General features: G+C 55.2%; 12 protein-coding genes. 4 read left to right on the forward strand and 8 right to left on the reverse strand.

Annotated features, from left to right (window positions below):
- Positions 1-37: 37 nt before the first annotated feature.
- The 8 genes from FF011L_RS02690 to FF011L_RS02725 form a co-directional block, all read right to left on the reverse strand.
- A complete protein-coding gene (locus FF011L_RS02690) occupies positions 38-1,063 on the reverse strand; it encodes a DUF1559 domain-containing protein (RefSeq protein WP_145350030.1) in 1,026 nt (341 codons plus the stop codon).
- Between the two features lie 545 nt (positions 1,064-1,608).
- A complete protein-coding gene (locus FF011L_RS02695; RefSeq protein WP_145350031.1) occupies positions 1,609-3,543 on the reverse strand; it encodes a glycoside hydrolase family 97 protein in 1,935 nt (644 codons plus the stop codon).
- A 117-nt stretch (positions 3,544-3,660) separates the two neighbouring features.
- Positions 3,661-4,140 carry a transthyretin-like family protein gene (locus FF011L_RS02700; RefSeq protein ID WP_145350032.1) on the reverse strand — a complete coding sequence of 160 codons (480 nt, stop codon included), beginning with the start codon at positions 4,138-4,140 and terminating at the stop codon, positions 3,661-3,663.
- A gap of 45 nt (positions 4,141-4,185) precedes the next feature.
- On the reverse strand, positions 4,186-5,235 hold the full coding sequence (locus FF011L_RS02705; protein WP_145350033.1) for a DUF1559 domain-containing protein: 1,050 nt from the start codon (positions 5,233-5,235) through the stop codon (positions 4,186-4,188).
- 475 nt (positions 5,236-5,710) lie between these two features.
- Complete coding sequence (locus FF011L_RS02710; RefSeq protein WP_145350034.1) at positions 5,711-7,372, reverse strand: vWA domain-containing protein; 1,662 nt, start codon at positions 7,370-7,372, stop codon at positions 5,711-5,713.
- A gap of 44 nt (positions 7,373-7,416) precedes the next feature.
- Positions 7,417-8,856: a DUF1501 domain-containing protein gene (locus FF011L_RS02715; protein ID WP_145350035.1), complete on the reverse strand. Its 1,440-nt coding sequence runs from the start codon at positions 8,854-8,856 to the stop codon at positions 7,417-7,419.
- Positions 8,857-9,005: 149 nt separating this feature from the next.
- On the reverse strand, positions 9,006-11,642 hold the full coding sequence (locus FF011L_RS02720; protein WP_246109686.1) for a PSD1 and planctomycete cytochrome C domain-containing protein: 2,637 nt from the start codon (positions 11,640-11,642) through the stop codon (positions 9,006-9,008).
- Between the two features lie 166 nt (positions 11,643-11,808).
- A complete protein-coding gene (locus tag FF011L_RS02725; RefSeq protein ID WP_145350036.1) occupies positions 11,809-12,705 on the reverse strand; it encodes a GntR family transcriptional regulator in 897 nt (298 codons plus the stop codon).
- Positions 12,706-12,982: 277 nt separating this feature from the next.
- Between FF011L_RS02725 and dgoD the strand changes: the two genes are divergently transcribed.
- From dgoD to FF011L_RS02745, 4 genes are read left to right on the forward strand one after another with little or no spacing between them, the layout of a single operon-like run.
- Complete coding sequence (dgoD, locus tag FF011L_RS02730) at positions 12,983-14,161, forward strand: galactonate dehydratase (protein ID WP_145350037.1); 1,179 nt, start codon at positions 12,983-12,985, stop codon at positions 14,159-14,161.
- 10 nt (positions 14,162-14,171) lie between these two features.
- Complete coding sequence (locus tag FF011L_RS02735; RefSeq protein ID WP_145350038.1) at positions 14,172-15,557, forward strand: alkaline ceramidase; 1,386 nt, start codon at positions 14,172-14,174, stop codon at positions 15,555-15,557.
- Positions 15,541-16,458, forward strand: a complete 918-nt coding sequence (locus FF011L_RS02740; RefSeq protein WP_145350039.1) for a dihydrodipicolinate synthase family protein — start codon at positions 15,541-15,543, stop codon at positions 16,456-16,458. The genes FF011L_RS02735 and FF011L_RS02740 overlap by 17 nt, the downstream gene beginning before the upstream one ends.
- Complete coding sequence (locus FF011L_RS02745) at positions 16,459-17,742, forward strand: MFS transporter (protein WP_145350040.1); 1,284 nt, start codon at positions 16,459-16,461, stop codon at positions 17,740-17,742.
- Positions 17,743-17,758 lie beyond the last annotated feature (16 nt).

Raw genomic sequence — 17,758 nt, forward strand, 5'->3', positions numbered from 1 at the left:
ATTGGCCCGAGTTCCGTCGGGCCAATGAAGTGGGGCCCTAGTCCAGCGATACGACCTCGCCACCGTCGCGGGTTACCAAGCTGCCAAACACGGTGGCCGAGGTGGTTTCCGAAACAAATCGCACCGAGCCATCGCCCAGCACCACTTGGACTCCGCCGGGGTGAAACGCGTACAAACCGTTAAGGTTGTAGACGTTGATTGCCGAGCATCCCGGTTGCTCGGGGTCCGCGATTGATGCTCCGCTATAGCCGCGCAGTTGCCTGGCAATGTTCTGATCACCGTAGTATGAATTTAAAGTCAGTCCGCCATCCAGAAGGGTGCTGCCCGGCGTGCTTTTGTTTCGGAAGTACAGTTTTTGGCGGCCTGCTTGTTCGCCGAAAAGAATCGTGTTGGATAGGCCGTCGGTCACTTCGCTCATTTTGATAGACCACTTACGTTCGAGGTCTGTCGATCCGAGCATGCCATTGTTCGTAGAAACGTCTGGCATCCCCGCGCAAACTGCAAGGGTTCGATGCAGTCCGCGAATTGGCGAATAGTCTGTTCTCGGCGCGTTAAAGGATCCGCCCGGCAACCCGATCGATTCGAAATAAGTACCGTAATCTCCAGGGGGATCGCCCGGCGTGGATGGGCAGAGGTAAGCCGTTACAGGCGTGAAAGCACCAGGGTCCAATGTCCCCCACGGTGCGGGCATGTTGATCGGATCAAGATAAGATCGTTTAGGGTCGTACAGGTCGTAAAGGCTTTTCTGCTCGAGGTACGGCAGCAGGTGAAGCAGGGGGCCATGGGCTGCGTTTTGTCCAAGCGGATTAGGGGGGCTTGGGTAGTCTGCCGCTGCAATGTCTTTGCCCCAAGCCGGCATGTATTTAAAGGTGGACTCGTGATTGTGGATGGCCAATCCCATTTGTTTGAGATTGTTGGAGCACTGCATTCGACGAGCGGCCTCTCGTGCCGCTTGCACTGCCGGAAGAAGTAGCCCTACAAGAACTCCGATGATCGCGATCACGACCAACAACTCGACAAGCGTGAACCCAAACCTTCTACGATTATGCGTCAGGGGAAGCATCTGGAAACCTTTCGAAAAGCAACGGGAAAAGCATTGAATTGAAAAGCGCAGGAATTAGCTGCCGACACGCGACCTCCGATGCGCCGCGATGGTCATATCATACCAAGCGTAGGTCTCGGTCAGGCAATTTGCTCACTGCTCCAGAACATTAAATACAAAACACTACACAAAGTACTCTGAATACTCATAAATGCGTTTGGTATATGCAGGTTTGGTTAAGAATGTGTTTTGAAGAGTGTGCAAATGAATAGGTTCGTGTTCGTCCCAATCGCTAATTAGGACGATTGAGCCTTCTCGTTTTGCGACGAGGACTTGGCAGTAAAAGTTGTGGGACAGGTTCTTGCGTCTGTGTTCTGGCGTTTGCGAAGTCAACCGATCGACGGGCTTTGGCGAAGTGAGTTGTTTCGTGGGCCTTGCCGCTCCGTTGAATCAATTTGCTGCTTCAGCGGTTTGCAGTTGAATTGCCGTTGGCGCAAAGTATTGGAACCGTTCGCGAACGTGATCCCATTGCAATGTGTTTGTTCCGTTGGTCTTTGTTTGGTGGTTTAGCGATGTGCTTTGTCTGCGATAAAGTGAATGGCCTCTCCGCTACGGATCGTTAGCTTTATCTTTAATGTGTCCTTGTCGGACACGGTTTGGTTGCGGATGGCGACGTGGGTTCGTGTTTTGACTTTCGGATCGTGTTGGTATCGCCTTGCGGTGTAGTGGTTGCTGGACCCGAGGAAGTCCAGTGGTACTTCGATCGTTCGCGGTTGGTCACCGTTCATGGCTCCAAGGAACCAATTGTTCCCGCTCCGCCTGGCGATCACGGCGAATTCGCCAATGGCACCTTGGAGTACTTTTGTTTCATCCCATGCTGCGGGAAGTTCACGGTAGAATTCCAGTTCAGGCTCCTGGCCGATGATCCCTTGCCCGCTGGTTGGGCCATTGGGTTTGGATGCACTGGGGCGATCGTACCAATAGAGAAACTGCCACGGGCTGTAAAAACAGACGCCTTTAGCCAGTTGGTAGGCGTGGTTCGCGTTGCGGGTGACGCGGTTGTTGAAATAGCAGATCGTGTGGTCGCCCGGGCCCGCAATCATTCGCGTGAATAGGATACGCAACGTTTGCTCGTTGGAGGGAGCCGTCTCGTCGCCTCCGATTCCTTCCTGGGTCATCAGGTTCGGGTAGGTTCGTTCGTATCCGGTGGGGCGATACTCGTCATGGATGTCGACCATCAGTTGATGGTCTGCCGCTTTGCGGACAGCGTCATGTAACCATGTCGTCCATTCTTGCGAGCCCACGTTGACGAACCCGTATTTGACTCCCGCGATGCCCCATTCTTGGTACAGGTCGAGCACTTGGTCCAGCTGTTTTTCTAGGCTTCGTCGGTTGACATAAACGATGATTCCAATCCCTTGCGCTTTGCCGTATTCGATCACGCCGCGCAGGTCGAGCGGGCCAGCGGAGCGTTTTGGATCCAATGTCACGGTGGTTGCATCGGACGAATCGTCGTACTCATGTCCGTACCAGCCTGCATCGAATTCAACGTATTGCAATCCGTTGGCGACAGCAAAGTCGATGCACGCTTTCCCGCCGGTCGTGGTTAGCGTCACTTCGCGAATCACTTTGCCGGGACGGATCCAGTCAGTCTGTTCGATCGCACACGGATCGTTCAGGTTTAATGTTAGGAAATTATTGTTCAGCAACTGTGCAGGTGAATCGGCGACCATCACATACCGCCATGGCGTCGTTACGGTTTCGTCGCATTCGACCTTGCTTGCCAATTGAGCTTGCAATGCGTTTTCGGCATTGTCGATTGGCTGTAATCGCATGCGGGCATAATCGACCAGCCGCGCTTCGCCGATTGCAATATAGGAATCTGAATCCGCTGCCAGTACCAGCGGCCGTTCACAGTTACTTTTTACGTTTTGCAAATCGGTCTGTTGATAGATCCCCTGTGCCGTGTAAACAGGCCAGCATGGATGGTTTCCGGTGAACCGAAATTCCGTTAGTTCCTGTTCGATCACAAAGGGTCCCAGGCCTGCTTGCTTGGGGACGTGGTAGGCGAAAGCGACCCCTTCGTTGTAAGCTCGAACGCGGATGGTCAGGCGCCGCGGAGGAACTTGCGTATCGATCAGGTCGATTTCTGCTTGTCGGTAATGATCACGTACCGAGGCGCGTTCTCCGTAGACCGTTTTCCACGTTTCGTCATGCTCGGTGTTGCGGATGGCAACCACACGAAAATCGTGATCAAGGTCCGGTGCATCTTGTAATCTTAGCCCTAGCCGCGAGTCGGCGATGATCGTCTTCCCCGCCGCTTGAACCGTGTATTGCAAGAGTCCTTCCGAGCTATCGATTTGAAGGCTCAGTCGGCCGTCCGGAGAACGAACTTCGATTTGCTGCGCTGGTGTTGCCGTTTGAGCCTGTGTGGCCGACGCGTGCGAGGCGAACAGCCCGCAGACGATAATCCATGCAGTTACAAGACCAGCGCCATGCATATGAAAACCTATCGTTGCAAGATGGGGAATGGAAAGTCGCCTTTCACCACAAAGGTAAAAGGCGATCCGTATGCTTTTGTCCGTTCGAACCAAATGTTTTTGGTTTCGAAACCGGATTTACTCAGTGATTTCAAAAGGAGCTAGTTCGTTGTCTTCGGCTGAGGAGACCGTAATCTCCAACCCTGATTTTTCGAAATCGGAGTACTTCGCGGGGACAAAACTCTTTTCGGTCACACTGCCAGGTTCGCGGATTTCGCTTACCACGTTGCCGGAGCTGTCGACCATAACCGTTTTCTTGACCGCTACGCGGTGCGATCCTTCGGTCAGGCCATCACCGGCGTCAAACGTCATCGCCTCAAAACGTCCTTCGGCATCGGTTACCGCGGATCCGGCTTTCCCTTTGGGGTCGGTTGGCTGAAAAGTGACGGTTGCCTGTTCGAGGGGTTTGCCATTCAGGATGACTTGACCGGAGACGGGATAGACGGGAGGGCGATCGCGAGTCCAGCGATCACCGCCACCATCACAACCAACGGACCAAGCCAATGGCGCGACCAGCATCAGCAACCCGGCAAGCCGGGGGATTGCAAACTTCGACATCAAAAAACCTTGTAAAATAAATCGCGAATGGGATAAGGAGCAGGCTTACAACTGATTCACTTCGCCACCGTCGCGAGATCCCAGGGCACCCCAAACGCCGTAGGGCGAAGGTCCCGAATTGGTGCCGGGCAACGAGAGGTTTCCGGTATCGATCGTTTCTGCGATAAAGCGAACCGAACCGTCTGCGAGCACCACTTGGACGCCACTTGGGTGACGGCTGGCGGAGGTGTAGATGCCTGCACCGGCTTGTGAGCTGCAGGTTGCTTGGTTGGGTGGAAGGACGGTTGTGACTGCACAATAGCCAGGCCGTCCATCCTGCCAGCGTTGACCATGGCAACGAAATTGTGCAATCACGCTTCCGGAGGTGTACTGGTTGTTTACAAGGTACGCACGGCAAGCGAGCGGATCCGTCGTCGAATTCCCCACTGCGCGTCCAAGTCGCGCGCTGTTGGGGGCGACAATGATTTCGGACATCGCAAGCGTGTTGCTTAAGCCGTCCGTGATTGAGTTGAAGCCGAGGTAGCTTAGGTATCCAAACAGTCCACGCATGTTCTGGTCGGCGCGGCTGGAGTCGACCGAAATCGCATAGTTGTCACCCATGTTTAAACCGTAGTTCAAAGGTGAGTACATGGCGTTTCGGTCGGGACCCGTCGATGAGAAAAGTCCATCCGATGGGCAGACCAGCGGAGAAATTTCGCCGACATAACCTGAGTTGGCATTGCTATGCCAAGCATGGTAGCCACCGCTGGTGATCTGATCGTAGCGAGGTTGCTGTTCCATGTACGGTAGCATCCCCACAAAAGCGCTCCAGCGAGGTACTCCGGTTGCACTGCCGCCGGTCCAGTTCGGGCCACCTTGGCGAGCCGGCATGGCATGGTACGTGTCGTGGTAATTGTGCAACGCGATTCCGTGTTGCTTTAAATTGTTTCCGCAACTCATCCGGCGAGCGGCTTCACGCGCGGCCTGGACGGCTGGCAATAATAAACCAACCAAGACGCCGATAATGGCGATCACAACCAATAGTTCGACCAAGGTAAAACCGCTGCGTTGTCGCGGTTGGATCGGTCGGTCTTCCGTTTTGTGTTTGCAGAACATCTGCGATAACCCCTGTAAATAAATGAAACTAAAAGAATGGCGTAAGCCGATCGCTAGAAAGCCGCAGTCCAATCCGGTGAAGGCGCGCGTGCACTGCCCAATTACGAAGGCAAACGCTACCTGCGAGTGGATTGACTGGAGTGGGTGTTGCTTCTGGTAGGTGCAGTCAGCTTCGGATGTTGCATGGGGAAAGGAACTGAAAGAGGGTCGTTGAACCCCCTCCCGCGTTTTAAAGGATACTCCGCCCTTAATAGGTGGTCAAATGGGTGTAATTGCCCGCAAGCGGGAGAAGCACGGATTTCCCTCACGATTTGCGGTAAGAATTACCAGAGCGAGAAATCGCAAAATCAGTGGAAACATGACCTGCAAGTGGGAAAAGAGCTTCCCAGAAAGGGGCGTGGAGCTGGCTGGGGGGCGCGGTGGATCGCGGTCGACCGGTCCTGAGCTATCACACTCCTCCGCGATGGTCCCAGCGCTACTGCAGCGTCTGTGCGGTTTGGACCAGTTCGATGAACTCTTTGCGGAGTCCCCAGGGATCTTCGCCGAGAGCCGATTCAGCGACCTCTTGGACGGTGGAGAGCGTCCACTCCCCTGCGTGCGGGCTGTTGCGTAGGAGCATGCCAAAACTGGCGACGGCCGCGGCGAACTGGAAATCCGTGTCGCAGGCGGCAAATTCGCTGGTTTGGTTACTGACAGCGATTTCCTGCAGCGTGCTTTCATCCGAATCGGGAAGTTTGTAACGAAGTTTTAACGTTAGCAGTTCGCCCGACTTTGCATCCGACGTCGCTTCACTTGGCTGTTGGTATTTCAGGGGGCCAGCGTCCGGAAGGTCGGCAATGGTATCGGCGCCGGCAGGAATGATTTCGTACAGAGCGGTGACGGTATGCCCTGCACCGATTTCGCCAGCATCCTTTTTGTCGTCGTTAAAGTCCTCGCTGTTTAGCATCCGGTTTTCGTAGCCGATCAAGCGGTAGGCGGCGACTTCTTGTGGATTGAATTCGACTTGGATTTTGACATCCTTGGCGATCGTCACCAGCGTACCGGATAGCTGCTGAACGAGGACTTTGCGCGCTTCGTTGATCGTATCGATGAAGGCGTAGTTTCCATTGCCACGGCCACTGATCTGTTCCATCATCGAATCGTTGAAATTGCCCATTCCAAATCCGAGAACGGTTAATTCAATCCCGCTGGCCGATTCGGTTTCGACAAGGTCCAGCATCTGGTCGGTGCCAGTTCGGCCGACATTAAAATCGCCGTCGCTGCAGAGGATGACTCGATTGGTTCCTTCCTCGGCAAAATGTTCGCGAGCCACTTTGTAGGCAAGTTCCAGGCCTTCGCCTCCGTTGGTGCTACCACCCGCTTTTAGTCGCGACAGCGCGTTCAGGATTGTGTCCGCTTGGTCGGCGGGAGTGCTGTCTAGGACAAGTCCTGCCGCTCCGGCGTAGGCTACGATGGCGACGCGGTCCTTCGATCCCAGTTCGCCCAGCAGTAGGCGAAGCCCGCGTTGCAGCAGTGGCAATTTGTTTGGAGCGTTCATCGACCCGGAAGCGTCGACCAAGAGGACCAGATTGCTCTCGGGGCGTTTGCTGTTGCTGATTTCCCGACCCTTGATCGCAAACCGAGCCAGGTAGTGTTCAGGATTCCAGGGGCACTTTGCGAGTGTCACTTGGGTTGCAAAAGGATCGTCAGCTTTCTTGCCGGGGGCTTCGTATTGATAGTCGAAGTAATTCACCAATTCCTCGATGCGGACCGAATCGGGGCGAGGAAGGCGATGGTGATCGAGCAGGAATTGACGGACTTTGCTGTAAGAGGCGGTGTCTACGTCGATTGAAAAGGTGCTTAGCGGGTGATCGGTAACTCGCTGAAACGCGTTTTCTGTGATCTTGTCATATTTGTCGCCGCCTTGCCCTGCCCCTGTGCCTTCGTCGGGTGCAGCCATTCCAGCTGCGTCCATTCCAGGCTCGTTTAAGACGTTGGCCGAAGGATAGTCTTGCGTCTCCAAATCTGAATCCGCCGGCGACCCTTCCGTGGCAATTTTGGCAGGTTCGCTCCGACCACAGCCGATTGCAAGCAATAACATCAACACGCTCGCACCGGCCAATATCTTTTGTGACCGGGGAAATGGACGTGTGCTCATGGATCGTCTCCGACGTCAGGCTGGATTGTGACAAGGCCCTCGCATTACGCGATGATATCGTGGATCGGGGTGCCGTGGTCAATTTCTAGCCGTTTTCGTCCTGGGATTTCTAGCTTTCTTGAATCCAACCCCAGCTGATGCATGATCGTGGCATGGACATCGGTCACGTAATGCCGGTCTTCGACAGCATGGAATCCGATCTCGTCGGTGGCTCCGTGCACAACGCCTCGTTTCAGTCCGCCTCCGGCCATCCAGACGGTGAACCCAAAGATGTGATGGTCGCGGCCGTCAGCACCTTGAGAGCCCGGTGTGCGTCCGAATTCCGTGGCGAATACCACCAGCGTTTCGTCCAGCAGGCCTCGTCTTTGCAGGTCGGCCAGCAACCCGCCAATCGGTTGATCGACGGCCAGGGAGTGTTTGGTGTGGTTTGCTTTTAGGCCACCATGAGCATCCCAGGCTCCGGCCCCTCCGCCGCCATGCTGGATCTGGATGAATCGGACGCCTCGTTCCACCAAGCGGCGGGCGGCAAGAAGTTGCATTGCAAAATCTTTGCAGTGCGGTTTGTCGATCCCGTAAAGGGCTTTCGTTTCGGCGGTCTCTTGCGAAAAATCGACGACCTCAGGGACCGATTTCTGCATTCGGAAGGCAAGTTCATACGACGCGATTCGAGCCTCCATCGCTGGGTCGGCCGGGAACGCTTTCCCGCGATGAGCGTTTAATTGCTCCAGCAGTCCTTTGCCAATCGCCCTTGCTTCGGGCGGAAAATCTTTTTCCGGTTGGCTGTAATCCAAAGGATTGTTCGGATCGATTCGCAGTGGGACGGCATCATGCGATGGCCCTAGGTAGTGCCCGTCCCGTTTGTTCCAGTACTCGCGTTTACCGATTGATATGAATTGAGGCAAGTTGTCGTTCAGCGATCCCAGACCGTAGTGGACCCATGCCCCAAGTGTTGGGAAATCGCCATCGTTGCGATGTCGTCCGGAATGAAACTGAGTCTGCGCACCGTGGTTGCTGTCGGTCGTCCACATCGAACGAACGATCGCGAGGTTATCGGCTTGGCTGGCGACATGAGGGAACCAGTCGCTGATTTCGATTCCGCTTTCGCCATGTTTTTTGAAACCGACTTGCAGCGGGTAAAGTTTGTTGCGTTGGTTGCCGTTTCCGTCGGGCGCAACCAAGCGTTCCAAAGCAAGTTTCTTAGGGTCTTGAGTATCTGCAAACGGCGTTTCCTGGATCGTTTTGCCGCCATACTTGGTAAGCATCGGTTTGGGGTCAAAGCTTTCCATTTGGCTGACCCCGCCGTTCATGAACAACCAAATCACATTTTTGGCTTTGGGAGCAAAGTGAGGTTGCCCGGTGGGGGGAGACCAGTTGGTTGAAGCCCCCTGGCTATCCTGTTCAAGTAGAGCGGCAAGCGCGACCGCCGAGAGGCCTTTCCCGATGTCGGCGAGGAAGCGACGGCGTGGTTGTTGAGGAAGGAGCATTTCGGAAATCCGTAGGGTGCAAATAGTTGATCGCGAGGGTTCAGTAGCCTTCACTCTCCTAGGTCAAGGAAGGTGAAGAGCGTGCTGTATTCAGTCTTTGCGCTACTTTCGTGGAGCGAAAGGCGACTCTCTGGGCTCGGGTGTCCTGTTTATCTCAGCGTGACAAAGTCGTTGTGATTGATCAGTACCCAAACAAGGCGAGCTCGAGCCTTTTCGGCCGAGCCTTCGGGCAAGGCTTGCCATGATTCGAGGGCCGCTTCGCTGGCTTCGATTTCATTTGAATCGGCGTCGATCCCGAGGACTTGCTGGAACGCTTTGTTGATGAAATCGGCCGGTTTGTCTTCGGGTTGGCTTAACTTTTGAGCGATTTTTTCCGCTGCTGATAAAACAAATTCGCTGTTGCTAAGTGCCAACGCCTGTTGCGGCACGATGCTCTGTTCGCGTAAGTAGCAATCGGTGACCAAAGCTTCATCGAACATGGTTAAGAACAACGCGCGTTGGTTGTTCGAATGAAAGAAGTAAAGGCTTCGGCGTTTCGATTTCTCTTGCTGGGCAGCGGGGATCGAAGGCCCGCCGATGGTTGCGTCCAGGTCCCCGGCAAGCGACAAGATCGAATCGCGTAGCACTTGCGATTCCAGCCGGATTGAACTTCGTCGCCACCAATACTGGTTGTCAGGGTCGATGGCAAGGTTCGCTTCGGCGCCCGCAACGGTCGACTGCATGCGGTAGGTGGAAGACTGCACGATCAGGCGGTGGAGGTGCTTCATACTCCAGCCGCTATCGATCAGTTCACTAGCCAGCCAGTTAAGCAGTTGTGGATTTTTCGGAGCCGATCCATTGCGACCGAAATCGAACATGCTGGCGACCAGTGGATCGCCAAAGTGGCGAGCCCAGATGTGGTTGGCAGCGACTCGAGCGGTTAGCGGGTTGCGGGAGTCGGTGATCCAGTTGGCAAGCGCCGTTCGCCGCCCGCTGCTGGTGGCTGGGAACGCGATGGGGGGATCGTCTTTCCCGGTGTGCTGGAATCGGGTCGGGGTCCAGCGAGCTCCAGGGATCGGGGTGACCTTAGCGTCCGCTTTGATCTCTTCTGTAAGCGCGGCTTCCGCTTGCTTAACGGCCTTCTCTTTTTCCGTCTGCTTTTTGGTCAACGCCTCTTTTTTGTCTTCGCTGGCTTTGGCAAGTTGACCCTGGGCATTCAGTAAGGCGATTTTTGCTTCCAGTAGTTGAACCTGTTGTTCTGAGCGAATCGCATTCGATCGATTTTCTTTCAGGGTTTCCTCGCTGGCGTTGTCCCACTGGCTTTGCAGGTAGGCGATTCGCAGTTTCAGTGAGGCATACTGAGCCTCCGCCAACGATGCGGCCAGCACGGCACTTTCTGAATCAGGCGACGCTTCCAGTTTCGCAATCGCTTGTTGCTGTTTGGTTTCGGCGGCCTTTAGGTAGTTTTCCTGCACCCAGTTTCGGCGGTTTGGCTGCCACGCTTCGGGAGGAAGTTCGACCGTTTGGATCGGTGGAACCTCCGCAGCTGAATCCATGCCTGTTAGGAATTCTGGCATTCCGGGGGCGATGACCGTCGATTTGTCAGGGTTCCCCTCTTCGCCGCGAATAAGGCGGTAGGTCGGTGCGTCTTGGATCGCATCAAAGGCTCGGGGGATTCCGTCCTTGCTGAAGTCGGTCTCTCCGGGGACCATGTCTAAACGGACTTGGTAGGGTTCGAAGAAGGCGCGCAGTTTGTAATATTCGACCTGGGTGATTGGGTCGTATTTGTGGTCGTGGCATTTTGCACAGTTAAAGGTCAAGCCCAGGAAACCCTTGCCGACATGTTCAACGGTTTCTTCCATCCATTGGTTTCGATTGAATAGAAAAAAGTTGCGAGCCAAATAGCCCGACGCGCGAAGCGATTCGATGTCGTTCGGTTGCAGTTCGTCGGCTGCCAACATCAACCGGACCATTTCGTCGTACGGTTTGTCTTCATTCAGGGATTCAACGATCCAGTCGCGCCAGTGCCACATATGTCGTTGGCTGTTTCGTAGCTGTGCGTTTAGTCCCCACCAGTCACTAAAACGCCATACATCCATCCAGTGCCGACCCCATCGCTCGCCGTGCCGAGGATCGTTTAGCAATTGTTCGGTCGCCGCTTGGTACCATTCGTCGTCGGAGTCTTGGGAATGACGTTCGAATTCCTCTGCGGTTGGGGGCAGCCCAATCAGGTCCATGTAAAGCCGACGAATCAGCGCCGTCCGCGAAGCTTCGGGTTGTGGTTTGAGCCCATGCTTTTCGTGGCCCGCTGCTACAAAACTATCGATCGGATTTCGCACCCAGGATGTATTGGCAACCTCAGGAATCGGTGGGCGGGTGATCGGTTGAAAGGCCCAGTGGCTTTCGGGGTCGGCTTCGGGTTGTTCGTTTTCAGGAGCCTTGGCCCCTGCTTGAATCCAGTCCTTTAGCCACTGCAGGTGTTCGGCGGTGAGTGGTTCGCCCTCGTGTTCTGGAGGCATGCGCTCGCTGACGTCGGCGGTCGAGACCCGTTCGATAAGTGTGCTGTCAGTCGCGTCGCCCGCGGTGATGATCCCGCCGTCCAGCATCTGAGCAACCGTGTCGACTCTTAGGCCCGCTTCGTCCTTGAGTGCGCCGTGGCAAGAGAAGCAGCGTTCCCTTAGCAACGGTTTGATCTTGGTTTGGTAGAGCTCCGAGGGATCGGCTGCACCGCTCGGGAGGGAGCACGTGGCAGCCGCGATCAGCAGGATCACACGGGTAGCGGTGGGAAGGTGGGTACGCTTTAGCACTGGCTTTTTCTTTGTTGGTTGATGGAGGGACGCTGCCAACAATTGCACACCAGGAGCGGATGCTCCGTGGCGGCCGGAAAGGTGGGGAAGTCTGTGCAGGAATTCACAAGGCGGGAAACTTCATTCTAGTCGATGGAAGTCCTATCGGCATGTAAAAAAATAGGATTTAGTCTTCGCTGGGGACGCGTTTGTGTCGGGGGCCTGCGGTCGTTGAACGTATTTGGCTGAGGATCGGGTGGTTGTTGCAAATATGGTGAGAAAGCGATTTTCTTGCTTCCCGCCAGTCTTTGTTTATCAACGCATTCAAGATGGATTGGTGTTGCCGAACGGTTTCTGTCGCTGCGGCTTCGTCGTGATCTTCCCACTGAAACAGCAGTTGGTAATACCGGCCCTGTCGCTCGAAAAAATCACGTATGTATTGGTTGCCCGCTGTGGTTATTAGGTATCCGTGCAGGGATTCGTCCACCGTCGGGCGATCGCCGCTTGATTTTGCAAGCGAGTTGGCTGCAAGCATCTTTTTAAGGACTTGCGTTTCCAGTTTGTCTTTCGCTAGGTCCAGCGCCTTTCGCTCAAGAACCTCACGCACTTCGATAAAGTCTTGAAGGTCCTCTTGCCGGAATGGTCGCAGTAGCCAGCCATGGCGAGGAATATGGTCAAGCATCCCCTCTCCGGCCAAGCGATGGAAGATGTGTCGGATCGCGGATCGGCTGATGTCGTATTTCTCCGCACTCAGTTCTTCGCGAAGGTAGATCGAATCCCCTTGCAGGCTTTGCTGGACCAGGTCGTTGGCGATTTCCTGGTAGTAGTCCCTGGGAGGTGTCGGTAGTTCGACCTCGCTCCGGCCTTGGGCAGACGTCTGCGGAGTCGTCGCAGGGGCTAGTCGCCGATTGGCTCCCTTTTTCAGTAACCCTTCCTCCAGCAGTTCCGCGATCGCGGTGCGGACCGGAGTGAAGCTGACTTGGTAGTGTCCGGCCAACGAGCCGAGCGTCAGCGGCATCGGTAAGGCTTTGCCCGATCGAAGCCGGGCTGCTAAATCGTCTTTGATGTAATTTGCGATCGACATGTCTCCAGTATAGTTGTCTTTGTTGCCAAAGGCAAGTATCTTGGTGCCAAAGTCAAATCTTGCTTCGAGGAAGTGATGCCGCGGTGCGATGTCTCTTGCGTACAGTTTGTCCCCTTTCGCTCCGCGAGAGAGCGTTCAATAAAGCTGTTTTTGCGGAGTGAAAGGCGACAATCGCGAAACCGACAGCCCGTCACGCGGCGGGGTGAGGATTTGCGTTCAGGATAAAACAACGACTGAAATTAAAATTAGAACAACAGCCCGGATGGGTTAGAACTGCATGAAAATTACTGGGATCGAAACGGTTGTCTGTCACGCTCGGATGCGGAACTGGGTGTTCGTAAAAGTTCTTACCGATCAGCCGGGATTGTTTGGCTGGGGGGAAGCGACTTTGGAGTGGCACACTCGCGGAGTGGTTGGTGCCATCGAAGATTTGGCCGAGCTGGTCGTTGGCGAGGATCCGACGCGAGTCGAGCATCTTTGGCAGATGATGTGGCGTCAGCATTTCTGGCACGGCAGCGGAGTTGTTCGTTCGACAGCCATCGCGGGAATCGATTTGGCGCTGTGGGACATAGTGGGCAAGTTGCACGGAGTCCCCTGCCATCAGTTGTGGGGCGGGCGAGTGCGTGATTCGATTCGGTTGTATTGCCATCTTGGTGGCGGGAATCTGGACAGTTTTTATTCCACGCCTGTCGATAATGCGAAACGTTTTGCCGAATTGGCGTCGGAAGCGGTCAGTGAGGGCTTCTCGGCTTTTAAGTCGATGGCGGTCCCCCCCACAATGCCTCTGGAAGGTTTGCAGGCCGTCAAGTCTGCCGAAAGCTGCGTCGCCGCGATGCGAGACGCGGTTGGCGACGACATCGACATCATGGTCGATTGTCACGCACGTCCTTCGCCAGCGATGGGAATGCGTTTTGCCAAGGTGTTAGATCCTTACGGACTTTATTTCTTGGAAGAGCCCTGTTGGCCGGAAAGTATTGAAAGTTTGGCGGCCATCAATGCGGCCGTGACCACTCCGATCGCCACGGGTGAGCGGATGACCCATTTGGCTGCCTTCCGCGATTTGTTTGCGGCCCGCGGTTGCGAAATTTGCCAGCTTGATTTGACTCACTGCGGTGGATTTACTGAAGCTCGACGGATTGCGGCCCTTGCCGATGCCTATCGCATCGCCCTTGCACCGCACAATCCACAGGGGCCCGTTAGTACGGCTGCGTCGATTGAATTTGGTTTCTCGCAGCCCTCTTACATTATCTGTGAATCGGTTCATAGCGATGTTCCCTGGCGAGAAGAAATTGTCCAGGAAGGGTTTGTCGTCGACGCCGCCACACGTACGGTTGCCCCCAACACCCGTCCTGGGCTGGGGATTTCGATCGACGAAGATGCCGTAAAGAAGTATCCGTTTCAACAGGAGGTTCCGCAGCGAGTCTTTTATCGCGATGGAGCCGTCGGTGACTGGTAAGACAAACCTTATGCCTCAACCCAAAGTATTTGCCCACGCTGCGTTTCGTGGTCAGTTCGGTGTCGCCCGTGTGGATATAACGCCTCCGGTCGGCGTCTATGCACGCAACTGGGGCGCCGCCAAACACGACGTTGCGGAGTCGATTCACCGTCCTTTGAATTTGACCGCAATGGTTCTCTCGGAATCGGCAGACAGCTATCCGTTGGTTCTCTTGGATGCGGACTTGGGCTGGTGGAAAACGCCGCAGACTTTTCGCTCTTTTCAGACATCTCTGCTGGAGAGGTTGCAGCTATTGCCGTCGCAGTTGCTGTTCGCGCTTTCTCATACCCATGCCGGACCGCCATTGATGGAGGTCGACCCCTCGTTGCCGGGCAGCGAACCGTTGCAGGCCTGGATGGATGGGTTGCTCGATTCAGCGGTCACGGTTGTACGTGAGGCTTTGGACGCCAGTCAGCCTGCAAACCTTGAATGGCACGTCGGCAAGTGTGAACTGGCGAATGTCCGTGACCTCCGTGATCCCCAAGATGGGAATGATCGGTATCTGTGTGGATTCGATCCCGAGGGAAAACCTGACGATACGCTGTTGGTTGGACGCGTGACGGATCCAGCTGGTAAGACGCTGGCGACGCTGGTCAATTACGCCTGCCATCCAACCACCTTAGCCGCAGAGAATCGAGCCATTTCGCCCGATTATGTTGGAGCGATGCGCGAAACAATTCAGGATGTAACCGGAGCCCCCGCATTGTTTTTGCTTGGTGCGTGTGGGGAATTGGCTCCCCGTTATCAATACGTTGGGGACCCTGAGGTCGCTGACCGTCATGGACGACAGCTAGGGTTCGCCGCTTTGGCAACGTTGTCCGATATGGAACCTCCAGGAACCGAATTAGCCTTTGCGGAAGCTCTTGAATCAGGGGCTCCGTTGGCTATTTGGAAGCACCGTCCTGGGACCCCTTCAGCGAAACTTCGCGTCATCCAGCGGTCGGTTGAATTACCGCTAAAGGATTGGCCTTCGGCTGAGGAACTTGAGGATCAACGTGTCGCCTGTACGGATCGTGCGTTGGAAGAACGCTTAAGGCGAAGACGCGACATTCGCCGCAGTGTCGGCAATGGATCGGTATTTAGTCTGCCCATTTACTGCTGGCAGTTTGGGGATGCGGTGTTGGTCGGTTGCTGTTGCGAGCCCTATTCCTGCTTGCAGCAAGAGCTGCGAAAGCGTTTTCAGGGAACGACGGTTGTGGTGATGAATTTGGTTAACGGATCGCTGGGGTATTTGCCCCCTGCCCCGTTGTACGATCAAGATATTTACCCTGTCTGGCAGACTCCGTTTGAACGTGGGTCTTTGGAACTAGTTATTCAAGCGATGACGGGAGTGGTCGAAGATGTGCTCAGCCAGTAATCAAATCTTGCAAGGCGTTTTGCCTGTTTTACAGACGCCTTTCACCGAGGAAGGAGAAATCGATTTTCCGGTGTTGAGTGCGGAAATCGATTGGGCTTTCCAGACGGGAGCCGATGGAGTGGTCGTCGCGATGGTAAGCGAGATCCTGCGGATCGGTTATCGAGGCCGTCGGGAGTTGGCCGAACAGGTCTGCCAGATGGTCGGGGATCGTGGGACCGTGGTCATCAGTGTGGGCGCCGAAAGTACTGCGGAAGCGGTTGGGTTTGCAAAACATGCAGAATCGATTGGGGCCACTGCCCTGATGGCGATTCCCCCGGTCGCTACCTCCTTGGGGGCGGAGGCAAGCCGTGCCTATTTCGCGGCAATCGCAAACAGTGTTTCGATCCCCTTGGTCGTGCAGGATGCGTCGGGGTATGTGGGCGCGTCGATCGACCTGTCTGTCTACCTTGATCTGCTAAAAGAGTTTGGTGCGGAGCGAATTCTGTTTAAGCCCGAAGCAAGTCCGTTGGGCCCGAATCTGTCAAAGCTTCGCGATGCAACGTCGGGGAGTGCACGGATCTTTGAAGGTTCCGGTGGCATTCACTTGGTGGACTGCTACCGTCGAGGCATTGTCGGGACGATGCCAGGCACCGATTTGTTAGACGGGATCGTTGCCCTCTGGAAAGCGCTGCAGGAGGGTGATGAGGATCGGATCTATTCGCTGTCGTTGCCGATCAGTGGTTTAGTAGCCCTGCAGTTGCAGGCAGGATTGGATGGGTTTTTGGCGATTGAAAAATATCTGTTGAAGCGACGAGGCCTGTTCCCAAACACCTTGCAGGTTCAACCGGTCGCTTGGGAGTTAGACGAGGAGACGCAGGCGGAAGTCGATCGCTTGTATGCTCGTATGCAGGCAAGTCTTTAAATGGCAACGCCGGCCACCCAAATTCGATATCGTGCACTCGCTTGGCTGGCCGTTGCGGCAGCCCTTGCCTACCTTTGCCGGAGTGCCGTGGGGGTCGCCGAAAGTACGATCCGCGCCGACCTGGGTTACAGTTTGACGCAGTCGGGCTGGTTCATGGGGGCTTTCTTCTGGACCTATTCGCTATTCCAGGTTCCCAGTGGATGGCTGTCCGAACGATTGGGAACTCGGATTGCGCTCAGCCTGTTCGCATTCATGTGGTCACTGGCAACTTTTGGGATCGGAGTCGCTCCGCTGTTCTGGTTGTTGATTGTTGCTCAGTTGGTCATGGGGGTCGCTCAGGCCGGAATCTTTCCCGCTTCGTGTAATTCCATTGGGCACTGGATGCCGCTGGGGCAGCGATCGACCGCCTGCGGGATATTGGCAGCGGGGATGCAGCTTGGGGCAATTATTGCCAGCGGGCTGACCGGGTTGTTGCTCGCCCCTTTGGGGTGGAGATTTGTTTTTGTCGGCTATGCCATTCCAAGCGTTTTATGGACCGTCGGTTTCTATCTGCGGTTCCGTGATCAGCCTGCCGACGATCCACGCGTCAACGATGCCGAACGAGCGTTGATCGGGCCCGAACGAGCGACCGCCAAGAGCCCCGAGAATCAAGTCCAGCTGAGTGAGTGGAGCGAACTGCTGGCGATCATTCGTTCGCCGGTGATGTGGTGGCTGTGTGGGCAACAGATTTGCCGCGGGTCGGGGTACATGTTCTTCGCAAGTTGGTTTCCCACGTTTCTGCAGGAGACTCGCGGAGTTTCTGTTAGCGAGTCCGGGTATTTGCAAGGCTTGGTGCTGGCAGGAACACTGGGTGGCAGCTTATTGGGCGGAACGCTTACGGATTGGATTTGGCGCAAGACCGGTAGCCTGCGGCTTAGCCGGAGCGGAGTTGGAGCAACGTTTTTGGCCGCCTGTGCGATCCTGATTTTAGCCGCGTGGTTTGTTCAAAACGCAATGTTGGCCGTTGTTCTGTTGGCGCTAGGTTCCTTTTTGGCCGCACTGGCAGGTCCCTGTGCCTTTGCAGCAACGATCGATATTGGAGGCGCAAAGGTTCCTCAGGTCTTTGGCGTTATGAACATGACAGGAAACTTTGCAGCGGCCGCTTGTCCCGTACTGGTCGGTTTGCTCTTCCAGTGGACCGCAAACTGGAATTTGGTGCTGTTGTTGTTTGCTGCCGTCTACCTCACCGGAGCAATCTGCTGGGTGTTCGTAAACCCGAAGAAACATATCGATGCGTCGCTGTAACCTTGTTGCCGTGACC

The organism is Roseimaritima multifibrata (assembly GCF_007741495.1).
Lineage (GTDB): Bacteria > Planctomycetota > Planctomycetia > Pirellulales > Pirellulaceae > Roseimaritima > Roseimaritima multifibrata.